The organism is Micromonospora sp. DT15, from assembly GCF_049841475.1.
In the GTDB taxonomy this organism is placed as follows: Bacteria; Actinomycetota; Actinomycetes; order Mycobacteriales; family Micromonosporaceae; genus Micromonospora.
In genome coordinates this window covers 278,819-301,364 of the sequence record NZ_JBNCKJ010000006.1, presented here as the reverse complement: position 1 = coordinate 301,364, position 22,546 = coordinate 278,819, and the positions used below count along the sequence as shown (strand labels likewise).

The window sequence follows — 22,546 nt, the reverse complement described above, 5'->3', positions numbered from 1 at the left end:
CTGTCGGGGGAAACTGGCTGATCGGAGGGACAGCCTGCCGGCGGGGGCCGCTCCCGTTACTCGCGTTCGCGATGCCACGAACTTTGTCCTAGTTGTGGCGTTATTGTGCGTTGTGGTCATCGGTGAGGCGTCCAGGGTCGTCATCCCTGGTAGGAGTACGGCGGCGCGCGCCGTCCAGTCCGCCGACCCCGCAGATGGCCGAAACCGCTACCTGGACCTGCTGCGGACGCTCGCCCTGGTCCGCGTCGTGATCTTCCACGTCACCGGTTGGATCTGGTTGAGCCTGCTGGTGCCGGCGATGGGTCTGATGTTCGGCATCGCCGGTTCGTTGATGGCGGCGTCACTCGACCGGCACGGTCCGCCGGCCGTACTCCGGCGGCTGCGCCGGCTGCTGCTGCCGTACTGGGCGTTCGGCGCGATCGCACTGGTGGTGCTCTCCGTCGGGTGGCGTCCGCTGCCGAATGGCGTGGCCGGCTGGGCTGAACTGCTCTGGTGGGTGCTACCCCTGCGGGTGCCACCGGTGGGCGGACAGTCCTGGGCCTGGGTGTTCCACATCGGGCTCTGGTACGTCGTCACCTATCTGTGGTTGGTGCTGCTCTCGCCGGTGCTGTTGTGGCTGTTCCGGCGCTGGCCGTGGCCCAGCATCGCCGTCGCCACCGCGCTGCCGGTCGGGATGCATATCGGCGGTGTGCACGCCGGCTACTTCGTCGCCGCCTACCTGTCCTGCTGGCTGCTGGGCTTCGCCCACCACGATCGGCTGCTGCACCGCGTCCCGTGGCGCTGGTACGGCTGCCTCGTGGCCGGCCTCGCCGGGATGGGCGGCACCTGGGTGGTGGCCGCCATGGTGACCGGCCGGGCCGTCGACCTCAACCACATCGCGGGTGGCACCACACTGTGGTCGATGGCGCTCGTCGCCGTGCTGCTCAGAGTGCAGCCCCGGCCGGTCGGCCGGCCGCTGGGCGCCGTGCTCCGGGTGGTCAACGCCCGGGCGGTCACCATCTACCTGTGGCACATCCCGGCCAGCCTCGGGATGTTCCTGCTGCTCGCGCCGGTGCTCCCGTACAACTCGGTGGCCTCGATCGCGCTGCGACTGACCGGGGTGTGCCTACTGGCCGCCGGGGCGGTACTGCTGTTCGGCTGGATCGAGGACGTGGCCGCCCGGCGTACCCCGGCGCTGTTGGGCCCTCGGCCGGGCGCCGCCGGTCGGCACCGCGCCGATCGACACCTCAGAGCTGGCCGACGTCGGTGATCCGGACGACCGCCGCGCCGACCTCGTCCGAGGCCACGAGGTCGATCTCGGCGCTGATGCCCCAGTCGTGGTCGCCGTCCGGGTCGTCGAAGATCTGCCGTACGGTCCACCGCTCCCGGCCCTGCTCGATCATGAGCAGCGCCGGACCGCGGGCGTCCGGCCCGACCCCGATCGAGTCGTACGACTCGAAGTACGGCGCCAGGGCGTCGGCCCATGCGTCGTAGTCCCAGCCGTCCTCGGCGTCCAACTCGGCGAGCAGGTCCCAGCGGCGTAGCGCGGCCAACTCGACGCGCCGGAACAGCGCGTTGCGCACCAGCACCCGGAACGCCCGCGCGTTGCGGGTCACCGCCGGTGGCCGATCGGTCAGGGCGGCGTGCGCCTGAGCGACCTCGGCAACGTCGGACGGGTTGCGCAGCCGTTCCCACTCGTCGATGAGGCTGGAGTCGACCTGGCGGACCAGCTCGCCCAACCACTCGATGAGGTCGATCAACTCCTCGGTCTTGGCGTCCTCGGGCACTGTCTGGCGCAGCGTCTTGTACGCGTCGGCCAGGTAGCGCAGGACGAGACCTTCCGAGCGGGTCAGCCCGTAGAACTGCACGTACTCAGTGAAGGTCATGGCCCGCTCGTACATGTCGCGGACGACGGCCTTGGGGGAGAGCTGGTGGTCGGCCACCCAGGGGTGCCCCTGCCGGTACATCTCGTACGCGGCCTCCAGCAGCTCGGCGAGCGGCTTGGGGTGGGTCACCTCGTCGAGCAGTTCGAGGCGCGCCTCGTACTCGATGCCCTCGGCCTTCATGGCGGCGACCGCCTCGCCGCGTGCCTTGAACTGCTGCGCGGAGAGGATCTGCCGCGGGTCGTCGAGGATCGACTCGATGACGCTCAGCACGTCGAGCGCGTACGACGGGGACTCGGCGTCGAGCAGCTCGATGGTGGCCAGTGCGAGGGGGGAGAGCGGCTGGTTGAGAGCGAAGTCGAGCTGAAGGTCGACGGTGAGCCGGATCCGCCGGCCGGTCTCGTCCGGCTCGGGCAGCTCCTCGACGACACCGCCGGCCCGCAGCGCCCGGTAGATGGCGATGGCGCGGCGGATGTGCCGGCGCTGGGCGGCGGGCTCCTCGTGGTTGTCGGTGAGCAGGTGCCGCATCGCGGTGAACGCGTCCCCGGGCCGGCCGATGACGTTGAGCAGCATCGAGTGGCTGACCTGGAAGCTGGAGGTCAGCGGCTCCGGCTCGGCGTCCACGAGGCGGTCGAAGGTGGGCTGGCCCCAGCCGATCGAGCCCTCCGGCGGCTTCTTGCGGACGACCTTGCGGCGCTTCTTCGGGTCGTCGCCGGCCTTGGCGAGGGCCTTCTCGTTGTCGATGACGTGCTCGGGGGCCTGCACGACGACCCGGCCGATGGTGTCGTAACCGGCCCGGCCGGCCCGCCCGGCGATCTGGTGGAACTCCCGGTTCTTCAACAGCCGGGTACGGACCCCGTCGTACTTGGACAGGCCGGTGAACAGCACGGTGCGGATCGGCACGTTGATGCCGACGCCGAGGGTGTCGGTGCCGCAGATGACCTTCAACAGGCCGGCCTGGGCGAGGGTCTCCACCAGGCGGCGGTACTTGGGCAGCATGCCGGCGTGGTGCACGCCGATGCCGTGCCGGACCAGGCGGGACAGCGTCTTGCCGAAGCCGGCGGTGAACCGGAAACCACCGATCGCCTCCGCGATCATGTCCTTCTCGGCGCGGGTGCAGACGTTGACGCTGGTCAGCGCCTGGGCGCGTTCCAGCGCGGCCGCCTGGGTGAAGTGCACGACGTACACCGGGGCCTGCTTGGTCTCCAGCAGTTCCTCGAGCGTCTCGTGCAGCGGCGTCATCGCGTACGAGAAGATGAGCGGGACCGGCCGCTCCGCCGTGCGCACGACGGCGGTGGGTCGCCCGGTGCGCCGGGTCAGGTCGTCGACGAAGCGGGTGGTGTCTCCGAGCGTGGCGGACATCAGGATGAACTGGGCCTGCGGCAGCTCGATGATCGGCACCTGCCACGCCCAGCCTCGGTCGGGCTCGGCGTAGAAGTGGAACTCATCCATGATCACCTGGCCGACGTCGGCCTTGGTGCCCTCGCGCAGCGCCAGGTTCGCCAGGATCTCCGCGGTGCAGCAGATGATCGGGGCGTCGGCGTTGACACTGGCGTCGCCGGTGAGCATGCCGACGTTCTCGGCGCCGAAGACCTCGCAGAGCGCGAAGAACTTCTCCGACACCAACGCCTTGATCGGCGCGGTGTAGAAGGTCGTCCGGCTGTCGGCGAGGGCCGCGAAGTGCGCGGCGATCGCCACCAGGCTCTTACCCGAGCCGGTGGGCGTGTTCATGATCAGGTTGGCGCCGGAGACGATCTCGATGACCGCCTCTTCCTGATGGGGGTAGAGGTCGAGGCCGCGCTCCTTCGCCCAGCCGGCGAACGCGTCGAAGAGGGTGTCGGGGTCGGCGCTTGTCGGCAGCGCGGCGGTGAGCGTCATAGCCTGTCCATGGTGCCTGGATCATGCCCCGGTACGCCAACCCGGTCCGCACCGGACCCCCGTCCGGGCATCCCGAACGCCCCGCCGCGTTCCGGTTCGGGCGTTTCGTCGGTCACCGTCGGCGGTACAACAGGTCGGCGACCGGCCGACCGGCAGTGATCGCCCGACGTTCGAACTTCGTCACCGGTCGGTGCGCCGGCCGTGGCGCGAAGCCGCCGTACGCGTCGACCAGCTCCGGGTCCGCGTCGAGGGTCATCCGCATCGCCTCGGCGTACTCGGCCCAGTCGGTAGCGCAGTGCAGCATCCCGCCGGGGCGCAGCCGGGACCGCAGCAGCGCCACGTGCGTCGGCTGGATGATCCGCCGCTTGTGGTGGCGGGACTTCGGCCACGGGTCCGGGAAGAAGACGTGCACGGCGTCCAACACACCCTCGGGCAAGCCGTTGACCAGGGACAACGCGTCGCCCTCCGCCACCCGTACGTTGCGCAGGCCACCGCGCTCCACCAGGTGCAGCAGGTTGGCGATTCCCGGCGTGTGCACCTCGACCGCCAGATAATCTCGATCCGGGTCGGCGGCAGCCATCGCAGCGGTGGTGTCGCCCATGCCCGAGCCGATCTCCAGCACCACGGGCGCCCGGCGACCGAACAGGTCGGCCAGGTCGACGGGCAGCACAGGCCCGTCCGGCACATCCAGGCCGTACGTGGGCCAGAGCCGGCTCAGCGCGTCGGTCTGCCGGTCGCTCATCCGACCCCGGCGGGGGTGGAACGTGCGGATCGTCCGGCTCGCGGGCGGGACGGCGGGGTCATGGTCGATGGCGGTCACAGCGAAACGAGCGTACGCGACGCCGCCAGCGGATCGGATGTGATGTGCGACCGGAAATGAGAGGATCCAACTGGTACGGCAGGTCGGGTGCTCCGCGGCCCGGCCGGGCCGCACGGCGTCGAGAGGGGGCATCGTGACAGTGACCCGCGGCGTCGTGACGCTGTCGCTGGTGACCGTGCTGGCCGGCCCCCTGCTCGCCGCCGCGCCCTCCCTCGCCGCGCCCTCCCTCGCCGCGCCCGAGCGGGCGGTTGCCGTCGCGCCAGCGCCGCAGCCCGGAGGGCCGCCCGGCGGAGCTCCCCAACCGACTCCGGCGGTGGACATCTTCGTCGAGGTGAGCCCCAGCACGGTGCAGCCCGGTTACCTGGTCGGCATCCGGGCCAGTTGTCGGGACAACTCGGTGGGCGCCACCGTGGTCTCCGACGCCTTCGGGGCGGTAGGCGTGCAGCCGCAGCGTGGGGTGCTCACCGCCGCGCCAATGGTCCGCGAGCGCACCCGCCCCGGCAACTACCGGGTCAAGCTGGAGTGCCGCGACGGCGAGACCGCCTCGACAATGCTCCAGGTGGTCAAGAAGGTCCCCGTCCAGCCGAGTCGGGGTCCGGCGACCGGGTTCGGTGGAAGCAGCGGCGGGATCACCGGCAAGCTGCTGCTGCCCGGCGGCGCGGCACTGATCATCACCGGGCTGGTCCTCGCCGTGATGGCGCTGCGTCGTCCCCGAGCCGCCGTGCGTCGCTGAGGCTGCCATGACGATTTTCCGCCCCACGCCGCCGCCGGCCGGTTCACGCCCGCCGTCGCCTGGTCGTCCCGCCTCGCCGCCGGCCGCTGCCCGCCAGCCGTTCGCCGGCCGCCCCGCCTCGCCACCCGATGACGTCCGGCTGCCATTGGACGACGGTTGGCCGGGCTCCGACCATCCGTCAGGTCCCGAGCGCTCGTCGCGGCCCCAGCGCCCGCCAGCCCCCGACCGCCCGTCGGTGGCCGCGCGTCCGCCGACCGCCGTCGCCCCCCGGCGTAGTCGGCCGTCCGGGCGCAGCCCCTGGTCCATACCGTTGGCCGTGGTCCTGGTGTTGGCCGGCGTCTTCGCCACCGGGGCGGGGCTGGGCCGTTCGGTCGGCCCGTTCGACCTGGCCCCGACCGGCGGTGACCGACCGGCCCGCAGTGAGTCGGTCGGGCTGTCGGCCAGTCGCCCGGTGCGGCTCTCGGTGCCGGCGATCAAGGTGACCGCGCCGGTGGCCCCCGTCGGGCAGGCGCGGGACGGCTCGATCGCCGTACCGCCGTTGGAACGGCACAACGAGACCGGCTGGTACGACCGGGGGCCCACGCCCGGTGAGCCTGGCCCTGCGGTGATCGTCGGGCACGTGGACACGAAGAGCGGCCCGTCGGTCTTCTACGACCTGGGCAAGCTCAAGCCGGGCGACCTGATCGAGGTCGCCCGTGCGGACCGGTCGACGGTGATCTTCAAGGTCGACACCGTGGAGCACTTCCCGAAGGACCAGTTGCCCGCCGAGCGCATCTACGGCCACGACGGCCCCGCCGGGCTGCGGTTGATCACCTGCGGCGGCCAGTTCATCGGTGGACGCACCGGCTACGCCGACAACGTGATCGCCTTTGCCACCCTGCAGTCCTCCCGCAAGCCCTGAGACGCCCCGGCCAGGCCGGCCAGGGCCGCACGCCCGTGCGCCCCGCCGTGCCGCACGCCTGAGCGGCCACCTGCTCGTGGAAACGGCCGATCGACTCGGGATCATTGAAGTCGGGGTGTCGGACCCGCCCGGACACCCCGGTTTCGCTGAACCCGAGTGGATCAAGCGGCAGCGGCGCCCACAGATCAGGCTCGCGTCAGCTCAGGAAGGCCAGGAGCTGGCGGGTGGTCTCGTCGAGGGCTTCCTCCGGGATGAAGTGCCCGACTCCGACCGGCTCGCCGCGCACGTCGTCGGCCCACTCCCGCCAGATCGCGAGCGGGTCGTCGTAGAGCTTCGCGACCTGGCCCTGTCGGCTCCAGAGGAACAGCACCGGGCAGGTGATCTTCCGGTTTCCCCGGTCCGCCTCGTCGTGCTGGTAGTCGAGCGTCGCGGCGGCGCGGAACTCCTCGCAGATCGCGTGCACCGTCGCGGGGTCGCGGAACTGCTTGACGTACGCCGCCCGCACCTCGGGCGGGAAGGCGTCCTTCACCTCGGGCCAGGTGTCGAGCATGAAGTCGACGAGCACCGTGGGCGCCGCGGCGATGAACTGCTCGGGCACCGGCGCCGGCGCGGCCAGGAAGGACCAGACCCAGTAGGAGAGGCTGAACGTCCGGTCGGCGCGGTTGTAGACGTCCCCGATGGGCACCACGTCCATGACGGCCAGTCGGGTGACGACGTCCGGTTCGTCAAGCGCGAGCCGGTACGCGCAGCGGGCTCCCCGGTGGTGGGGCTGCGGACGCCTGCCTACGCGGTAGGTATGCGGCCAGGGGCGGTTTCTCTTCTGCCACGGTTTCTTACGGTGCGACTCTTACTCCGTCTCCGGTACCGATCGCCACACTCGTTGTCACTGACGGCGTAATCGTCACTTGGGTCATGACGGCTCAGACCAATTCTGGTTTCACGATCGAGTGGGACACGAATACCACCAGCAGGTTTATTACTATTGGGTGTACCGACCATGATCGTAAGCATCTTGTCTGCCAGGCTGAACGGCAACATCGAAGTAGTGAAGGAGATTGTCAACGACCTAGGCATTGCCAAGTTCAACCTCCATAGCCTCCCGACAGATGCGGCCAGTATTCGTGACACTGAGTACGGTCTAGCGGACATGCAGGAGGTCTAGACATGGTTCTTTATGAGCCACGCCTCAACAACGGCGACGAAGGTCTGACGCACTGGGATCGAATCGTCGCCTGCAAAGCACGCGTTGCGCCGGAAACTGTACTCACCCCAGAAGAGGTGCGACTCAAGTTAGAGACTGCCGGCATCTCTGAGGACTACTGCCCAGAAGACGGGACCGACCCCGTAACCACAATTCTCGGGATGTGTACAACAGCGAGCCTAAGGGAGTAGTTGGTTTCGCTGACTTGAATGAAGCCTGATCGGGGGTAGACCGATGTTGCATCCGTGCGAGATAATCCAGGGATGCCCGAACGTCCACGGTGGTACAAGCGGATCAACCCTGTTCATTTCTTTCGGAAATATCGGTCCAGATTCAGAAAGAGAAAGTCGCGGATGGTCGAGCGAACTTCAAAACCTCGGACCTACAGACCCATCCACCTTGCAACTTTGGTGACTCTTGCTGTTGTCGCTCTTGCTGTCACCGCTGTTGCCGCCGTGTTTATGTGGGATGCTGCTCAGGTTCCGGCGAGTGTGCCTAAGTCGCCGGACCTGGCTGTCCGAGCGGCTCAACTACGGGTTGACGTGATCCGAAACATTCTCGCTGTGGGGGCCGGTGCTGGCGGCCTAATCGCTCTTTTCCTCGGCCTGCGAAGACAGTATGTGAAGGAGCGCGTCGACCATGCTGACCAGGAGTACAAGAACCGAACCGCCGAAGATACGAAGCATGATGCAGCCGAGAGACGGGTAACCGAGCTTTATACTAAGGCTGCCGAACAGCTAGGTTCCGATAAGGCGCCCGTACGTATGGCTGCTCTCTACGCGCTAGAACGCATGGGGCAGGGCAACCCCGAACATAGACAGACGATAGTCAACCTGATATGCGCTTATCTAAGGATGCCGTATAACCCGCCGCACAATCCTCCGTACGTCCGCTCAAACGCAGGGGATGAGAACGAATCCAGCGCAGTCGTTGAAATGCGCCAACAAGAACGCGAAGTAAGACTAGCTGCGCAGCGGATTTTATCGGGTCACTTGAGGTACGGAGATGTTGGTCCATCGGATCCGCATGGGAGCCCTGATCTAAACGATGAGTCGTTCTGGTCGCATATCTCTATCGACTTGTCGGGTGCCGTTCTACTGGATTTCAGGCTCGTCCGTTGCGCTGTTAATTCTATCAACGTTGACCACGCGACCTTCTACGGCTCAACGACCCTAAGTTTTCTCCACTCTACTGGAATAGCTAACTTTTCGAGGGCGCATTTTTCTGGCCCTGCTTATTTCGCCGGAGCGGATTTTCGCTCGTCTGTAAGCTTTAGTGAAGCCCAATTCGACTACCGCGTTCGATTTGACAGGGCGAGATTGGGCGGCGAAGCCAACTTTGAGATGGCAAAGTTCGGTGGCGCAACACGCTTCGCTGGTGCGCACTCTGATAAGTTCAGGTTTCAAGATGCTCGGGCAATCTTGAAACCTACTACTTCCCATTTCTGGCCGAAGGGCTATCGGCTTGTAGGGGCCGATTCCGCGAGTGGCGACGGGTTGATAGTAAAAGAGTGACTGATCCTCTGACCGGCTGATCCACTTCGCCTATGGATTCTACCTCTGCCGCCAAGGGGGTTAGGGATTGATGTCTTCTCTGACGTAGACGCCCCGACCCGGGACGCCGACCACCAAGCCCTGAAACTCTAGAACCCTAATGCCCTTCTGAACCGTAGTTACCGCAATGCTGTAAAGCTTCGACAGCTCAGCATAAGACGGCAACTTGTCACCTGGCGCATACTCACCGCTTCGGATGCGGGAGGCCAAGTCTTCCGCCATCTGGCGGTATCCGCCGGTCGGTATGGGCATGGTGGGGTTCCTTCTCATCGGGCAACCCCATTCGATCATGATCACGAAACAGCCTCAACGCCAACGTTCCCTTAAGCGCCTAGGGTGTCTAGGGTGTCTAGGCAAGAACGGAGAGCGACCGGAGCCCTCTGAGCGAGTGACCGGGAGAGGCGGAACCGTGGCAAACCACAGTAAGCACGGACCGAAACGACGAAGGTTCCGACTGTGGCGCGACCCTGAGTGCATCTGCGGGCATGAGACGTACATCGGCTGCGTCAGGATGCGGGTAGGCCCCATGCAGCCGTCCTGGACCAACGAGAGAACTTCTGAGTACCCCCCGCTGCGAGAGCCGTTCGTGACGAAGGCTCAGTCGTACCGCTCGAACGGGGGGCACGGTGCCGATCGATGAGCCGATCTCCAAGGCGACAGAGTTGTTCATCGCTAACAGGATCTTGGACAGCCACTGGACTCGGGCGCTTGACCAACCGTGGCGATTGGGAGGGTGCCTGGAGTGCCGAGGTCGCACCGACTGTCCGCAGCTTGACTGGGCGATCGAGCTGACTGCCGAGGTGGTTTCGATCATGTTCCAGAAGCCATGACTGTCGGTCTCTGCCCATTGCTCCCGGGCTTGATCGACGCGGGGTCCTTGATGTCGGGGTGTCCCACTGACTCGGACACCCCGGCTTCAGCGAAATGGGGTGGATCAAGCGCTGCGAGGGTTGGCTAGGGCTGGGGGACGTGCAGCGCCACCTCGAACTCCAGCAGGCTGGCACCGGTGGAGACCGGGGGACGGGGCTTGTCGCCGGGGGCGGCGGCGTGTGCGGCGCGCGACGGGCCGGCGGCCCACGCCTGGAACGCTTCTTCGCTCTCCCACTTTGTGTAGACGAAGTAGCGGGTCTCGCCGGCCACCGGGCGGAGGAGTTCGAAGCCGAGGAAGCCGGGGGATTTCTCCACAGCGCCGGCCCGCGCGGCGAACCGCTTCTCCAACTCCGCGCCGCCACCGGGCGGGACGTCGATTGCGTTGATCTTCACGACTGCCATCTGCCCACCCTAGCCAAACTCAGAACGTCTCGACCGCGGGCACCAGATCAGCGTCGACCACGATCGGGGCGTGGTCGGAGGGGCCCTTGCCCTTGCGGGCCTCCCGGTCCACGTACGCGGAGCGGACCGCTCGGGCGAACGGCGCGGACGCGTACACCAGGTCGATTCTCATGCCCTTGTTCTGGTGGAACATGCCGGCCCGGTAGTCCCAGTAGGTGTAGGGGTGTGGGCCCTTCATCGGGGTGGGCACGACGTCGCTGAGGCCCAGGTCGCGCAGCGCCGCGAGGGCTGCCCGCTCGGCCGGGGTGACGTGCGTGGAGTGGGTGAAGACCGCCGGGTCCCAGACGTCGGCGTCGGTCGGGGCGACGTTGAAGTCGCCGCAGACCGCCAGCGGCAGACCGCCGGCCAGCTCGGCGTCCAGCGCGTCGCGTAGCGCCGCGAACCAGGCCAACTTGTACGCGTAGTGCGGGTCTTCCGGCGTCCGGCCGTTGGGCACGTACACCGACCAGACCCGCACCCCGTCGCAGGTGGCCGAGATGGCCCGGGCCTCGGGCTCGGGGAAGCCGGGCTCGTCGGCGAACCCGACCCGGACGTCGTCCAGCCCGACCCGGGACAGGATGGCCACCCCGTTCCACCGGCCGTCGCTGTGGCTGGCCACGGTGTAGCCCAGCGCGCCGACCTCGGCAACCGGGAAGGCGCCGTCGGGGCACTTCGTCTCCTGAAGGCAGACGACGTCCGGCCCGGTGTCGGCCAGCCACTCCAGCAGCCGGGGTAGGCGGGCCTTCACCGAGTTGACGTTCCAGGTCGCCAGGCGCATGCCCCCAGCCTGCCGCATTCGCCGCCGCGACGCCGGGTCAGCCGGCCGGGGTGTCGCCGGGACGGGTCTGTTCGGCCAGGAACCGTTCCAGTTCGGCGCCGAGTTCGTCGGCGGTGGGCAGTGGGCCGGCATCAGGGGCGAGCAGGCTCTTCTCGCCCCGACCTCGGGCGAACGCGTCGTACTGCTCCTCCAGGGCCTGGACCAGGGCCGCGGCGTCCTCGGTCTGCGCCACCTGCCTGTCGATCTCCACCCGGACCACCTCGGCGGCCGAGCGCAGCCCGTCGCCGGGCAGCAGCAGCCCGGTGCTGCGCGACACGGAGGTGAGCAGCACCTCGGCGGCTGCCGGGTATTCGGTCTGCGCCACGTAGTGCGGCACGTGGGCGGCGAAGCCCAGCGCGTCGCGGCCCTGTTCGCCGAGGCGGAACTCCAGCAGGTGACCGACGCTGCCGGGCACCTGGACGCGTTGCAACCACGGCTCGTAGCCGGCGATCAGCTCGGGGCGGGTGGCGTGCGCTGTCACCCCGGTCGGCCGGGTGTGCGGGACCGCCATCGGGATCGAGTTGAGCCCCACTGTGAGCCGGACGTCCAGCCGGGCGGCGAGCCCGGCCACGGCGGCCACGAAACGCTCCCACTGGAGGTCCGGTTCGGGGCCGGTGAGCAGCAGGAACGGGGTCTCGTCGTCGTCCTGCAGCAGGTGCAGCTCCAGCTTGGGCGCGTCGACGCTCTCCCAGTGGTCCTCGACGAAGGTCATCACCGGTCGTCGCGACCGGTAGTCGAAGAGCTGGTCGACGTCGAACGTGGCGATCGGCCGACCCTCCAGCGAGGTGAGCAGCTGCTCACGCGCCAGTCGGCTGGCGTTTCCGGCGTCCACGAACCCGGTGAGGGCCTGGATCAGGACCGGCTGCCCGAGGTCGGGCAGATCATCGGTGAGCTGGTAGAGCTCGTGTGGGTCGAGCACCGGTGCGGACCTCCCTGAAATGTGCCTGCGGGGTGCCGTCGCGACGGAGGGCACCCGTTCGGGCAACGTACCCGCCATCCTGGCGCATTCCTTCGTCGGGCGATCCGTTGGCCGGGTGGTGGGCGTGACCGGACTAATCGTCTGTTTACGCCACCAGGTCGAGCCTCGTGGCCGATCGGCCGAGGGGCGGTTCGGCCCAAAGGCCGAGTTTGTCGATCATGTCGGGCTCAGGAGTGGAATGTTCGCTTCCGTCCTGGCCCGTGCGGGTCCGCGTGCGGCGCCAGCTTCATCCGGTACGCGAGGTCCGTTCCCCGGGCGGGTCACCCCGCCCGGGTCGTCCACCAGTACGGCTCCGATCTGTGTCGAGCGCCACGTGGTCACCGTGCGTGATCGGGGTTTCCACCTGCCTAGCCTCGGTTGATGCGTGACGACGGCACCCTCGACGACCCGTACGCCCCGAGCAGCCCCACTACCGATACGGAGGATGGCACCTCAACCGAACGGACAACCGCCGCGACCCGGCTTCGGGCGTACGCCCGGGACCTGACCGGTCGACGCCGGGCACAGTTGGCGCTCGCCACCGGTGTGGTGTGCTGCCTCGGTCTGACCGCCGTCGTCCAGGTTCGTAACGAGGACGCCGACGCGGCGACGCGGAGTGGATCGCTCTCCAGCTCCGAGCTGGCGCAGCGCGCCGAGCAGCAGCGCGCCTCCCGTTCTCTCGACCGCACGGTCGCCCCGAGCGCCTCCGCCGCCGCCCAGTCCGCCGCGGCGAGCCCCGCCGATCCGGACACCAGCGCGCCGGCCCGCAAGGTCGCCCCGGTTCGCCCGACCGACCCGGCGCCCGTCGCCGGGCTGGACGAGGACCAGATGGAGAACGCCGAGGCGATCGTCCGTACCGGCCGCAAGATGGGGGTGCCGCGCCGGGGTCTGGTGATCGCGGTGGCCACCGCCATGCAGGAGAGCAACCTCTACAACGTGGCCAGTGGCGTGCTGCCCGAGTCGCAGGACTATCCGCACCAGGGCGTCGGCTGGGACCACGACTCGGTCGGGTTGTTCCAGCAGCGTTCCAGCAGCGGCTGGGGCCCGGTGGGGCAGCTGATGGACCCCGAGTTCGCCACCCGGCAGTTCCTCAGCGCGCTGGAGCAGGTGCCCGGCTGGCAGCGGATGCGGCTCACCGACGCCGCCCAGGCGGTGCAGGTCTCCGCGTACCCCGAGCACTACCAGCAGCACGAGTGGCGGGCCACCCGGGTCGTTGACGCCATCGTGCCGGCGGGGCGGTAACCTACCGCCCACTATGGACGGTCAGGGTTGAGGCTGTCGGATCCCGGGTACATGTGTTGCAGGTTCGGGGTACACATGACTACGGGACCATCGACAGGAGGACGCCATGTCACTGATGCAGCGGATCACCACGTTCCTGAGATCGCCGAAGGGGCAGCAGTTGGTCGAGCGAGGTCGTCGGGAGATGGCCAAGCCGGGCAACCAGCAGAAGCTGAAGGGGTTGGCGGCCCGGCTGTCCAACCGCCGCCGCTGACCGTTCCATCGGCCGCCCTGTCCACCGTTTCCACCCCTGGGGAGACCTGGTGACCGACACCCCGCCCGTCGGCGGTCAGCCCGCCGTCCCTACTCCGCAGCCGTCCGTCGACCTGCCGGCCGGGCCGGTGGACGCCCCCGAGGGTCCGCCGGCACGGCTCTGGGACCGGATGCGTGACGACCCGCAGTACGCGCCGGAGCACCTTGCCCTGGAGGCGGTGCGCCGCCTGGGGCCGGAAGCCGCGCAGTGGGCAGCCCGGGCCCGTGCCGAGCAGCCCGGCGTTTCCGCCGACGCCCTGGCCGACCAGGCGGCCCGCAAGTTCGTCAACCTGGCCCGACTGTCCGGCGCGGTCTCCGGCGCGGCCGGGCTCCCCGGCGCGGTGATCGACGTGGGCGTGCTGGCCTGGACCCAGGCGCGGATGGCCCTGCACATCGCCGCCGCGTACGGCGTCGACCCCCTGCACAGCGACCGGGCCACCGACCTGTTGGTGCTCCAGCGGGTGCACAAGGTCGCCGAGAGCGCCAGGCTGGCGCTCGGCGTGGCCGCCGGGCGGGAACGCGCCGACGCGCTCTTCGGCCTGGGCGGCCAGCGTCCGCTGGGTCGGGTCATGCTGCAACTCGGCGTCCGACTGGCCCAGATGGCCGGCGTCCGGGCCGCGAAACGGATGGTCGCCAAGATCGTGCCCGGTGCGGCAATCGTGCTCGGCACCTGGGCCAATTCGTCGGCCACAAAGGATCTCGCCCAGCGGTCCCGGGCGCTCTACGGCTCCCGCGGCAACGGCGTCCCGGAGCCGCGCCAACCCTGACGGCCCGTCCGGGGTCGTCAGCTGGCCAGGCCGGAGGAGCGCCAGGTCACCTCGGCGATCCGGCCCTGGCCGGTGGCGTTGGGGTGGAACCAGTCCAGCGGGTTGAGCAGGTCCAGGGTGAACCGGACCTTGTGCAACGCGCCGCCGTCGTGCCGGCACCGTGATCCGTACGCCCGGCAGGCCGCCTTCAACTCGGCGTTGTAGGCGTCGATCCGGTCCCGGACGGCGGCCCGGCGCGCCCGGTCGGCGGGCGCGGTCGAGGTCGCCTCGGCGAGCAGGGCCGGGCAGATGCCCCGCCGCCACGCGCGGGTGGCCCGTTCGTCGTCGTGCCCGACCTCCCAGAGCCGGTACAGGTCGGGGATGCTCACCACCAGCACCCGGGCCTTGGGCCGGCCGGTCCGCAGGACCCGCAGCCCTTTGTCGACGTCGGCCCGGAACTGCGCCACCGGTGTCATCGCGTCCACCCCGCCCCGACAGACGTCGTTGGCGCCGATCAGCACTGTGACGTAGTCGGCGCGGTCGCGTACCGCCGCCTGGGCCTGACCGGCGAGGGCGTCCGCGCGGGCGCCGGGACGGGCATGGTTGTACGTCCGGTCGCGGATCGCCGAATTCTGTTCGAGCAGCCGCCGGTAGTGGCTCTGCACCCGCAGCCCGTCCCCGGTCGACCAGGAGTTGCGCTCGCAGGAGGTGAGCACCAGGCAGGAGGCGAAGCCGGTGCTGATCGAGTCGCCGAGAGCGGCGATGCCGCCGGGCCCGGTCGACGGCCTGCCGCTCGTGGTGGGGCGGGGCTCCGCGGAGTTGCCGCCCTCGCAGGCCAGTGCGACCAGCGCCGCGAGACAGGCCAGTGCGGCGACCCAGCGTCGAGGCATGACGTCTCCCGTTCCCGCAGCACAGCGCGACAGCGCGGTAACTCTATGCGCAGGATGCGGTTGGCCGGGAAGTTGCTGTCGGGTATGCGGCAGAGTGCCGACGCGGAAGCCGTAGAGGTGCTATGCGTCCCGCCACGGTGCCCGTTGACCGTGCAGCCACCAGTGCAACGCCCGGGTGATCCGAGGCAGCACCAGATAGGTCATCAGCGGGGTCAGGCAGAGCGTCATCAGCAGCACCCGGGCCGCCAGCGGCATCGCGTCGAGGAAGCGGCTCGTCAGCAGGGTGGCGGTCAGGCTCAGGGGGAAGAACGCCAGCCAGATGGTCACCGCCTGCTTCCAGCGGGGCGGCGACTGGGGTGGGGCCAACTCCACCGGGTCCACCGAGTGCTCCAGCGGCCTGTCGAACCAGCCCTCGATCCCGGTACGCCGCTCCACCCGGGTGTGCTCGACGATGCCCTGCGCCGAGCTGAGCCACCAGTGCCGCTGCGGCGACTCCTCCCACCGGCGCAGCGTCTCGGCGTCGGCGAAGCGGTAGAGCATGTGCCACTCCGGCGAACCGGGCCCGCTCTGCACCCAGCCGGCGCCGAGAAACCCGGGGAACGCCTCGGCCAGCGCCGTGCCGGCCCGCATCCAGGCCACCATCTCGCTGGCCCGGCCGGGATCGACGCGGCGGGCGATGGAGACGGTCACCGGCACGGCGAGGGTCATTGACATACGCCCATCCTGCGGTCGACCGGGGCCGCGGCGCGAACGGATGTGCCGGAGCACACCGGCGGGCGCGGGTGTGCAGGCGCGCGGTACAGGTTAATCCGGCCGATCGCGGGTAGCTCCGTAAGCATGACGAGATCGCAGCCCCGGCGCGCCCGTGGCACGGTCGGCCATGCGAACAGCGCGTTGAACCTTCGGCTCACGCTCGCCAGCTTCGGGTTGGTGATCATGGTGCTCTTCGCGGTGCTGGCGTTCTGGGCCGGCATCGCCTGGCTCGGCGTACTCTGCGCGATCTTCGCCGTGGTCGCCGTGGTCGACCTGGTCGTGATCCAGCGCCGCCGCGCCGCCCGCCGCCGCGAGGAGCCGGGCGTACGACACTCGTTGTTCGAGTGACAGGAGGACGGAATGCCCCACATCGCCACCACCAACCCCGCCACCGGACAGGTGCTCAAGACCTATGAGGCGATGTCCACCGAGCAACTCGACGACGCCATCGAGCGCACCGACCTCGCGTTCCACCAGCTGCGGGCGACGACAGTCGACCAGCGCGCCCAGTGGATGAACGCCGCGGCCGACCTGCTGGACGCCGAGCGCGACGAGATCGCCCGGATCATGACCACGGAGATGGGCAAGACGTACGTCGCGGCGCAGGCCGAGGTGACCAAGTGCGCCACCGCCGCCCGCTTCTACGCCGACAAGGCCCCCGCGTTCCTCGCCGACGAGCCCGCCGACGCCGACGCCGTGAAGGCCACCCGGGCGTTCATCCGCTACCAGCCGATCGGCGTGGTGCTCGCGGTGATGCCGTGGAACTTCCCGCTCTGGCAGGTGATGCGTTTCGCCGCCCCGGCGCTGATGGCCGGCAACACCGGCCTGCTCAAGCACGCCTCGAACGTGCCGCAGACCGCGCTGCTGCTGGAGGACGTGTTCCGGCGAGCAGGCTTTCCCGAGGGAGCCTTCACCACAGTGCTGGTCGACTCGGAGGCCGTCGACCACATCCTCAGCGACCCCCGGGTACGCGCCGCGACGCTCACCGGCAGCGAGCCTGCGGGCCGGTCCATCGCGCAGATCGCCGGACGGGAGCTGAAGAAGACCGTCCTCGAACTCGGCGGCAGCGACCCCTTCGTGGTGATGCCCTCGGCCGACGTGGACCGGGCCGCCGAGGTTGCCACCACCGCCCGCTGCCAGAACAACGGCCAGTCCTGCATCGCCGCGAAGCGGTTCATCGTGCACACCGACGTGTTCGACGCCTTCGCCGAGAAGTTCGCCGCCAACATGGCCGCGCTGCGCGTCGGCGACCCGATGGACCCGAACACCGACGTCGGGCCGCTGGCCAGCGAGCGTGGCCGCGACGAGGTGCACGCCCAGGTCAGCGACGCGGTCGACAACGGGGCGACGGTGCTCTGCGGCGGCGAGCGGCCGAACGGCGACGGCTGGTTCTACCCGCCGACAGTGGTCACCGACCTCACCCCGCAGATGCGGATGTGGTCCGAGGAGGTCTTCGGCCCGGTCGCCGGCCTGTTCCGGGTCTCCTCGTACGAGGAGGCGATCGAGGTCGCCAACGGCACCAGCTTCGGACTCGGCTCGAACGCCTGGACCCGGGACCCGGCCGAGCAGGAGCGCTTCGCCACCGACCTGGACGCCGGCAACGTCTTCATCAACGGGATGACCACCTCGTACCCCGAGTTGCCGTTCGGCGGTGTGAAGAACTCCGGGTACGGGCGGGAGCTGTCGGCGCTGGGCATGCGGGAGTTCTGCAACACCAAGACGGTCTGGGTGGGCGAGGGCGCCGCCTCGGCCGGCGCGGGGGCACACGCGGAATAGGGCACGCATCAGGCGACGCGGACGTGGGTAGGAGGTGTGCCCATGACGTCGTTCGGCTTTCACGCCTCGCATGAGCAGATCGGTCCGCGCGCCCTCCTGGAGGCGGTGATGCACGCCGAGCGGGCGGGCTTCGACGCCGCCATGTGCTCCGACCACTTCTCCCCGTGGAGCTCCCGGCAGGGCGAGTCCGGCTTCGCCTGGTCCTGGCTGGGCTCGGCGTTGCAGGCCACCGGCATGCCCTTCGGCGTGGTCAACGCGCCCGGCCAGCGGTACCACCCGGCGATCATCGCGCAGGCCATCGGCACCCTCGGCGCGATGTACCCGGGCCGGTTCTGGGCGGCCCTGGGCACCGGCGAGGCCAGCAACGAGCACATCACCGGCGACCCGTGGCCCCGCAAGGACGTGCGCGCCGCCCGGCTGCGGGAGTGCGTCGACGTGATCCGGGCCCTGCTGGCCGGCGAGGAGGTCAGCCACGACGGCCTGGTCCGGGTGGACCGCGCCAAGCTGTGGACCCGCCCCGAGCAGCCGCCCGCGCTGGTCGGCGCCGCCGTCAGCGTGGCCACCGCCCGCTGGTGCGCCGAATGGGCGGACGGGCTGATCACCGTGAACGCCCCGGTGGAGCACCTGCGCGAGATGATCGACGCGTACCGGGACGCGGGTGGGCGGGGGCCGCTGCACCTCCAGGTGCACGTCTCCTGGGCGCCCGAGCAGGCCCAGGCCGAGGCGCTCGCGTACGACCAGTGGCGCAGCAACGTCTTCGCCCCGCCGGTCTGCTGGGACCTGGAGACCGTCGAACACTTCGACGTGGTCTCCGCCGACGTGCCGGCGCAGCGGGTCGCCGAGGTGGTCAACGTGTCGGCGGACCTGGGTCGGCACGTCGGCTGGCTGGAGGAGTACGCGCAGCTCGGCTTCGACCAGATCGCCCTGCACCACGTCGGGCAGGAGCAGCGCGGCTTCATCGACGCCTTTGGCGCTGAGGTGCTGCCGAAGTTGCGCCCGGGCGGCTGATCGAGGCCGGAGCCGGCGTACCCCTAGGCTCGTACCCCATGGAAAGCCTGTTTCCGGTCGTCGTCTTCCTGGCGATCGCCACCCTGGGCGCCGCGTTGGCCCGCCGGCTCGGCCTGCTCGCGCCGATCGTGCTGGTCGTCCTCGGCCTGGCGCTCTCGTTCGTGCCGGGCTTCCCGCAGGTGCACCTCGAGCCGGAGTTGGTGCTGGTCGGCATCCTGCCGCCGCTGCTCTACGTGGCCGCGCTGGAGACCTCGGTGCCGGCGTTCAAAAACAACATCCGGCCGATCCTGCTGCTCGCGGTCGGCCTGGTGTTGTTCACCGCGTTCGTGGTCGGGTTGGTGCTGCACCTGCTGTTGCCGCAGCTGCCGTTCGCGATCTGCCTCGCCCTCGGCGCGGTGGTCGCCCCACCGGACGCCGTGGCCGCCACGGCCGTCGCCCGTCGGGTCGGGCTGCCCCGCCAGGTCGTCACCATTCTGGAGGGCGAGAGCCTGGTCAACGACGCGACAGCGCTCGTGCTGCTGCGGGTCGCGACGATGGCCACCATCGGCTCGGCCGTCGGCGCCGACAAGATCGCCATCGAGGTGCTGCGGTCCACCGGCGGCGGCATCCTGATCGGGGCGCTCGGGGCGCTGGTGTTCGGCTTCCTGCATCGGCGGATCACCGACCCGCTGCTGGACAACGCGCTGTCGTTGATCATCCCGTTCGCTGTGGTGTTCACCGCCGAACACCTGCACGCCTCCGGTGTGGTCGCCGTTGTCGTCACCGGCCTGGTGCTCGGGCACAAGCTGCCCCAGCTGCTGTCGGCGGCGTCCCGGTTGCAGATCGGCGCGTTCTGGCGGCTGGTCCGTTTCCTGCTGGAGGGCCTGGTCTTCCTCCTGGTCGGGCTGCAACTGCGGGAGGTGTTGCGCGACCTCGACGAGCCGATCGGCTCGCTCACCCTGATCACCTTCGCGGTGCTCGCCACCGTCTTCCTGACCCGGTTCGTCTGGCTCTTCCCGGCCACCTACCTGGCCCGGTTGGTCCCCCGGGTGCGCCGCCGTGACGCCCGGCCGTCACCGAAGTTCCCGATCATCATCGGCTGGGCCGGCATGCGGGGCGTGGTGACCCTGGCCGCCGCGCTGGCCCTGCCGCTGACCCTGGCCGACGACAAGCCGTACCCCAGGGCGTTGTTGATCTGGCTGGCCTTCGCCGTGATCGTTTTCACCCTGGTCGGCCAGGGCGCCACCCTGCCGCTGGTCGCCCGCCGGTTGAAGCTGCCACCGGACGACGCGGTGCAGGACGCCCTCTCCGCTGCCGCCGTGCAGCAGCAGGCCAGCAAGGCCGCTCAGGACCGCCTCGACGAGTTGGCCGACGGCGCACCGGATGCGGTGGTGGACCGGCTACGCCGAGCGGTGGCGGACCGCACCAACATGGCGTGGGAACGACTCGGCGGCAACGAGCGGGAGACCCCGTCGCAGGCGTACGGTCGGCTGCGGCAGGAGATGATCGACGCCGAGCGGGACGTGTTCCGGGCGGCCCGCGACTCCGGTCGGATTCCTGAGGAAGTGTTGGTGCAGGCCTACCGTGACCTGGACCTGGAAGAGTCGTTGCTGCGAGAGGTTGAGAAGTGAGCTGTCAGCACCTGACCGAGGCCGGTGCCGCCGAGCCGCGTACCCCCGACGAGTGCGCGGACTGCGTCGCCATCGGCGACACCTACTGGGTGCACCTGCGCACCTGCCTGAGCTGCGGGCAGGTCGGCTGCTGTGACTCGTCGCCGAACCAGCACGCGAGCAAGCACTTCGCGTCCACCGGCCACCCGGTGATCCGCTCGGCGCAGCCGGGCGAGGCCTGGCGCTGGTGCTTCGTCGACGAGGAGATCGGCTGATCGTTCGCCGTCGGCCGTCGGCCGGGTCGGGCACGGTTGGCGGGGCGGTCGTCGTCAGGCCGGGTTCAGCGGCTGATGACGTCGACGAGACGTTCGGTGGCGAGGCAGGAGACGAGGCATCGTTCCTTCGCGTCACCGCTCAGCCGGGCGGTCCAGTCGGTGAGGCCGCCGTCGCCGATCTCCAGGCTGCCGTTCAGGACGGTGATCCGCAGGGCGCAGCCCGTGTAGTAGCCGCGACCGCGAGACCGTTCCGGTTCGTCCACGAGCGGCACCGCACCCGCGTCGACTGCCGGTCGGACCGTGTCGGTCAGCCGCTCCCGGACGGTCTCGTTGTCGAACGTGGTGACGTGCAGTTGAGGCGCGGCGGCCGGTGCCAGCTCGGCGAGGACGGTCTGCCAGTAGGTGAGGTGCCGGACCAGCAGCCGGGCCTGCGTGTCGCCCGAGCCGGTGTCCCGGGCGCTGGACACCAGGGCGAAGAGCCGGAAGTGCGCCGACGCGGCGCTGCCGAAATCCTGCGCCCGCAACACCCGGTGAGCGGCGGCCAGGTGGACCTCGCTCTGTCGGCGGCGACGTACGGCCGCCTCGATGGCGAGGGCGTTCGTGGGATCGCTCAGCACCTCGCTGGCGCGCATCGTGGTGACGATCCTGTTCTGGCTGACCGGTGCGACAGCCGAGCAGGCGCCGACCGGTACGACCGGCGACAGTTCCACCCCGGCGACGTCGGCGGGCAGCAGTTGCCACATGCGGGCCTCCACCCGCGCGAGCGCGCGCGGGTCGGCGCGGGCCGGGCGGACGAAGCGGTCCTCGCGCCACCGTCGTACCACTTCGGACGGGCGCGCTGTCGCCGCCCGGTCGCGGGCCACGCTCAACAGCAGACTGCGCAGGTCCGCGCCGGAAAGCCCGGACAACGCGCTGCGGGACCCGGCCGGCATCGCCGCCCACACCCGACGCTCCGCGCCAGTCAGATCACCGCCAGCCAGATCACCACCAGTCGATCCACCGCCAGCCAGATCATCGTCAACCAGACCGCTGCCATCCATGGCGTCACCATGGCCCACTCGGCGCGTCCGATCCACCGCTTTTGCCGCGTGCCGGTGATTCGTCCACGTCATCAGCTCGACAGCGCCGGCCGCAGACACCCTGCCGGCGCGCCCCGAACTGTCCTGCGGAGCGCCACAACGCCACCGCTGTGCAGCCACCCATCAAGTGATCATCCAAGCCTGCCGCTGCGCGTACCCCCGCCTATGCTTCACCGACGATGTGAGCGTCGACGGGGGACGGACATGATTGACACTGTCATCTTCGATGTGGGTGGGACGATTCTCGACGAGTCCCACGAGTTCGCTGCCTGGGCCGATTGGCTCGGCGTGCCCCGGCACACCTTCTCGGCGGTCTTCGGTGCGGTGATCGCCCGGGGTCTGGACTATCAGGAGACGTTCCGGGTCTTCCGGCCCGACTTCGATCTCGCCATCGAGCTGGAGCGTCGGGCGGCGGCCGGCCAGCCGGAGTCGTTCGCCGAGGAGGATCTCTACCCGGACGCGCGGGGATGCCTGAAGTCCTTGAAGGACCAGGGCCTGTTCGTGGGCCTGGCCGGTAACCAGCCGGCTCACGCGGAGGCGACCCTGCGCGATCTCGACCTTCCGGTGGACGTGATCGGCACGTCGCACGGGTGGGGTGTGGCGAAGCCGTCACCGGCGTTCTTCGAGCGGGTCGTCGCCGCGGGCGGTGGTGTCGCGTCGTCGATCCTGTACGTCGGCGACCGGCCCGACAACGACGTGCGCCCGGCCCTGGAGGCGGGCATGAAGACGTGCCTGATCCGACGCGGTCCGTGGGGGCACATCCTCGACGCCTCCACGGTGGCCGAGCGGTGCCTGTTCCGGATCGACTCGCTCGACGAACTCCCGAGCCTGGTGGCCGAGCACAACGCGGCCGGCGGTTGACC

23 protein-coding genes are annotated in these 22,546 nt (G+C 69.6%); 13 read left to right on the top strand and 10 right to left on the bottom strand.

All coding sequences use genetic code 11. The features are described 5' to 3' along the window. Positions 1 to 112 precede the first annotated feature (112 nt). Entirely contained in the window at positions 113 to 1,249 is a 1,137-nt protein-coding gene (locus tag ACLQ3F_RS16065) for an acyltransferase family protein (RefSeq protein ID WP_425849658.1), read from the top strand. Here ACLQ3F_RS16065 and ACLQ3F_RS16060 read toward each other — a convergent pair. Continuing rightward, a complete protein-coding gene (locus ACLQ3F_RS16060; RefSeq protein ID WP_357264051.1) occupies positions 1,227 to 3,740 on the bottom strand; it encodes a DEAD/DEAH box helicase in 2,514 nt (837 codons plus the stop codon). The genes ACLQ3F_RS16065 and ACLQ3F_RS16060 overlap by 23 nt on opposite strands. 112 nt (positions 3,741 to 3,852) lie before the next feature. Then, positions 3,853 to 4,482 (bottom strand): tRNA (guanosine(46)-N7)-methyltransferase TrmB, encoded by a 630-nt coding sequence (trmB, locus tag ACLQ3F_RS16055; protein WP_425849824.1) that lies wholly within the window; start codon positions 4,480 to 4,482, stop codon positions 3,853 to 3,855. A 208-nt stretch (positions 4,483 to 4,690) separates the two neighbouring features. Between trmB and ACLQ3F_RS16050 the strand changes: the two genes are divergently transcribed. Both ACLQ3F_RS16050 and ACLQ3F_RS16045 read left to right on the top strand, forming a co-directional pair. Continuing rightward, positions 4,691 to 5,293 (top strand): hypothetical protein, encoded by a 603-nt coding sequence (locus tag ACLQ3F_RS16050; RefSeq protein ID WP_425849822.1) that lies wholly within the window; start codon positions 4,691 to 4,693, stop codon positions 5,291 to 5,293. Positions 5,294 to 5,528: 235 nt separating this feature from the next. After that, positions 5,529 to 6,194, top strand: a complete 666-nt coding sequence (locus tag ACLQ3F_RS16045; RefSeq protein ID WP_387353188.1) for a class F sortase — start codon at positions 5,529 to 5,531, stop codon at positions 6,192 to 6,194. A 196-nt stretch (positions 6,195 to 6,390) separates the two neighbouring features. Here ACLQ3F_RS16045 and ACLQ3F_RS16040 read toward each other — a convergent pair whose 3' ends face one another. Next, positions 6,391 to 6,888 carry an alpha/beta fold hydrolase gene (locus tag ACLQ3F_RS16040; RefSeq protein ID WP_425849654.1) on the bottom strand — a complete coding sequence of 166 codons (498 nt, stop codon included), beginning with the start codon at positions 6,886 to 6,888 and terminating at the stop codon, positions 6,391 to 6,393. 860 nt (positions 6,889 to 7,748) lie between these two features. Between ACLQ3F_RS16040 and ACLQ3F_RS16035 the strand changes: the two genes are divergently transcribed. Then, positions 7,749 to 8,909, top strand: a complete 1,161-nt coding sequence (locus ACLQ3F_RS16035; protein WP_425849652.1) for a pentapeptide repeat-containing protein — start codon at positions 7,749 to 7,751, stop codon at positions 8,907 to 8,909. A gap of 60 nt (positions 8,910 to 8,969) precedes the next feature. Here the strand turns inward: ACLQ3F_RS16035 and ACLQ3F_RS16030 are convergent, their stop codons facing one another. The 4 genes from ACLQ3F_RS16030 to ACLQ3F_RS16015 form a co-directional block, all read right to left on the bottom strand. After that, complete coding sequence (locus ACLQ3F_RS16030) at positions 8,970 to 9,170, bottom strand: winged helix-turn-helix domain-containing protein (protein ID WP_425849819.1); 201 nt, start codon at positions 9,168 to 9,170, stop codon at positions 8,970 to 8,972. Positions 9,171 to 9,902: 732 nt separating this feature from the next. Further along, positions 9,903 to 10,220: an antibiotic biosynthesis monooxygenase family protein gene (locus ACLQ3F_RS16025; protein ID WP_425849649.1), complete on the bottom strand. Its 318-nt coding sequence runs from the start codon at positions 10,218 to 10,220 to the stop codon at positions 9,903 to 9,905. 19 nt (positions 10,221 to 10,239) lie between these two features. Continuing rightward, entirely contained in the window at positions 10,240 to 11,037 is a 798-nt protein-coding gene (locus ACLQ3F_RS16020) for an exodeoxyribonuclease III (protein WP_425849647.1), read from the bottom strand. A 37-nt stretch (positions 11,038 to 11,074) separates the two neighbouring features. Next, positions 11,075 to 11,995, bottom strand: coding sequence for a proteasome assembly chaperone family protein (locus tag ACLQ3F_RS16015; protein WP_355007182.1), 921 nt, complete (start codon positions 11,993 to 11,995; stop codon positions 11,075 to 11,077). A gap of 420 nt (positions 11,996 to 12,415) precedes the next feature. Here ACLQ3F_RS16015 and ACLQ3F_RS16010 point away from each other — a divergent pair, with 420 nt between their 5' ends. The 3 genes from ACLQ3F_RS16010 (at position 12,416) to ACLQ3F_RS16000 (ending at position 14,334) form a co-directional block, all read left to right on the top strand. Further along, a complete protein-coding gene (locus tag ACLQ3F_RS16010; RefSeq protein WP_425849644.1) occupies positions 12,416 to 13,276 on the top strand; it encodes a peptidase M23 in 861 nt (286 codons plus the stop codon). Positions 13,277 to 13,382: 106 nt separating this feature from the next. Then, positions 13,383 to 13,529, top strand: a complete 147-nt coding sequence (locus ACLQ3F_RS16005) for a hypothetical protein (RefSeq protein WP_167457721.1) — start codon at positions 13,383 to 13,385, stop codon at positions 13,527 to 13,529. A 49-nt stretch (positions 13,530 to 13,578) separates the two neighbouring features. Next, complete coding sequence (locus tag ACLQ3F_RS16000; RefSeq protein WP_393221517.1) at positions 13,579 to 14,334, top strand: EcsC family protein; 756 nt, start codon at positions 13,579 to 13,581, stop codon at positions 14,332 to 14,334. A gap of 17 nt (positions 14,335 to 14,351) precedes the next feature. On the opposite strand, the gene ACLQ3F_RS15995 is transcribed toward ACLQ3F_RS16000, so the two are convergent. After that, entirely contained in the window at positions 14,352 to 15,203 is an 852-nt protein-coding gene (locus ACLQ3F_RS15995) for a GDSL-type esterase/lipase family protein (protein ID WP_425849641.1), read from the bottom strand. Between the two features lie 120 nt (positions 15,204 to 15,323). Beyond that, positions 15,324 to 15,917, bottom strand: coding sequence for an antibiotic biosynthesis monooxygenase (locus ACLQ3F_RS15990; protein ID WP_425849639.1), 594 nt, complete (start codon positions 15,915 to 15,917; stop codon positions 15,324 to 15,326). 123 nt (positions 15,918 to 16,040) lie between these two features. Between ACLQ3F_RS15990 and ACLQ3F_RS15985 the strand changes: the two genes are divergently transcribed. From ACLQ3F_RS15985 to ACLQ3F_RS15965, 5 genes are read left to right on the top strand one after another with little or no spacing between them, the layout of a single operon-like run. Then, entirely contained in the window at positions 16,041 to 16,304 is a 264-nt protein-coding gene (locus ACLQ3F_RS15985) for a DUF6343 family protein (RefSeq protein ID WP_091401582.1), read from the top strand. Positions 16,305 to 16,316: 12 nt separating this feature from the next. Further along, a complete protein-coding gene (locus ACLQ3F_RS15980; protein ID WP_357230711.1) occupies positions 16,317 to 17,732 on the top strand; it encodes an NADP-dependent succinic semialdehyde dehydrogenase in 1,416 nt (471 codons plus the stop codon). 42 nt (positions 17,733 to 17,774) lie between these two features. Then, positions 17,775 to 18,740, top strand: a complete 966-nt coding sequence (locus ACLQ3F_RS15975) for a TIGR03885 family FMN-dependent LLM class oxidoreductase (RefSeq protein ID WP_355007188.1) — start codon at positions 17,775 to 17,777, stop codon at positions 18,738 to 18,740. A gap of 38 nt (positions 18,741 to 18,778) precedes the next feature. After that, the gene (locus tag ACLQ3F_RS15970) at positions 18,779 to 20,350 is read left to right on the top strand and encodes a Na+/H+ antiporter (RefSeq protein ID WP_425849635.1); all 1,572 of its coding nucleotides are present in this window, start codon (positions 18,779 to 18,781) and stop codon (positions 20,348 to 20,350) included. Continuing rightward, positions 20,347 to 20,604, top strand: coding sequence for a UBP-type zinc finger domain-containing protein (locus ACLQ3F_RS15965; RefSeq protein WP_091401591.1), 258 nt, complete (start codon positions 20,347 to 20,349; stop codon positions 20,602 to 20,604). Before ACLQ3F_RS15970 ends, ACLQ3F_RS15965 begins: the two co-directional genes overlap by 4 nt. Before the next feature lie 65 nt (positions 20,605 to 20,669). On the opposite strand, the gene ACLQ3F_RS15960 is transcribed toward ACLQ3F_RS15965, so the two are convergent. Next, the gene (locus ACLQ3F_RS15960; protein WP_425849633.1) at positions 20,670 to 21,548 is read right to left on the bottom strand and encodes a hypothetical protein; all 879 of its coding nucleotides are present in this window, start codon (positions 21,546 to 21,548) and stop codon (positions 20,670 to 20,672) included. A 339-nt stretch (positions 21,549 to 21,887) separates the two neighbouring features. Between ACLQ3F_RS15960 and ACLQ3F_RS15955 the strand changes: the two genes are divergently transcribed. Further along, positions 21,888 to 22,544: an HAD family hydrolase gene (locus ACLQ3F_RS15955; RefSeq protein WP_357264069.1), complete on the top strand. Its 657-nt coding sequence runs from the start codon at positions 21,888 to 21,890 to the stop codon at positions 22,542 to 22,544. Positions 22,545 to 22,546 lie beyond the last annotated feature (2 nt).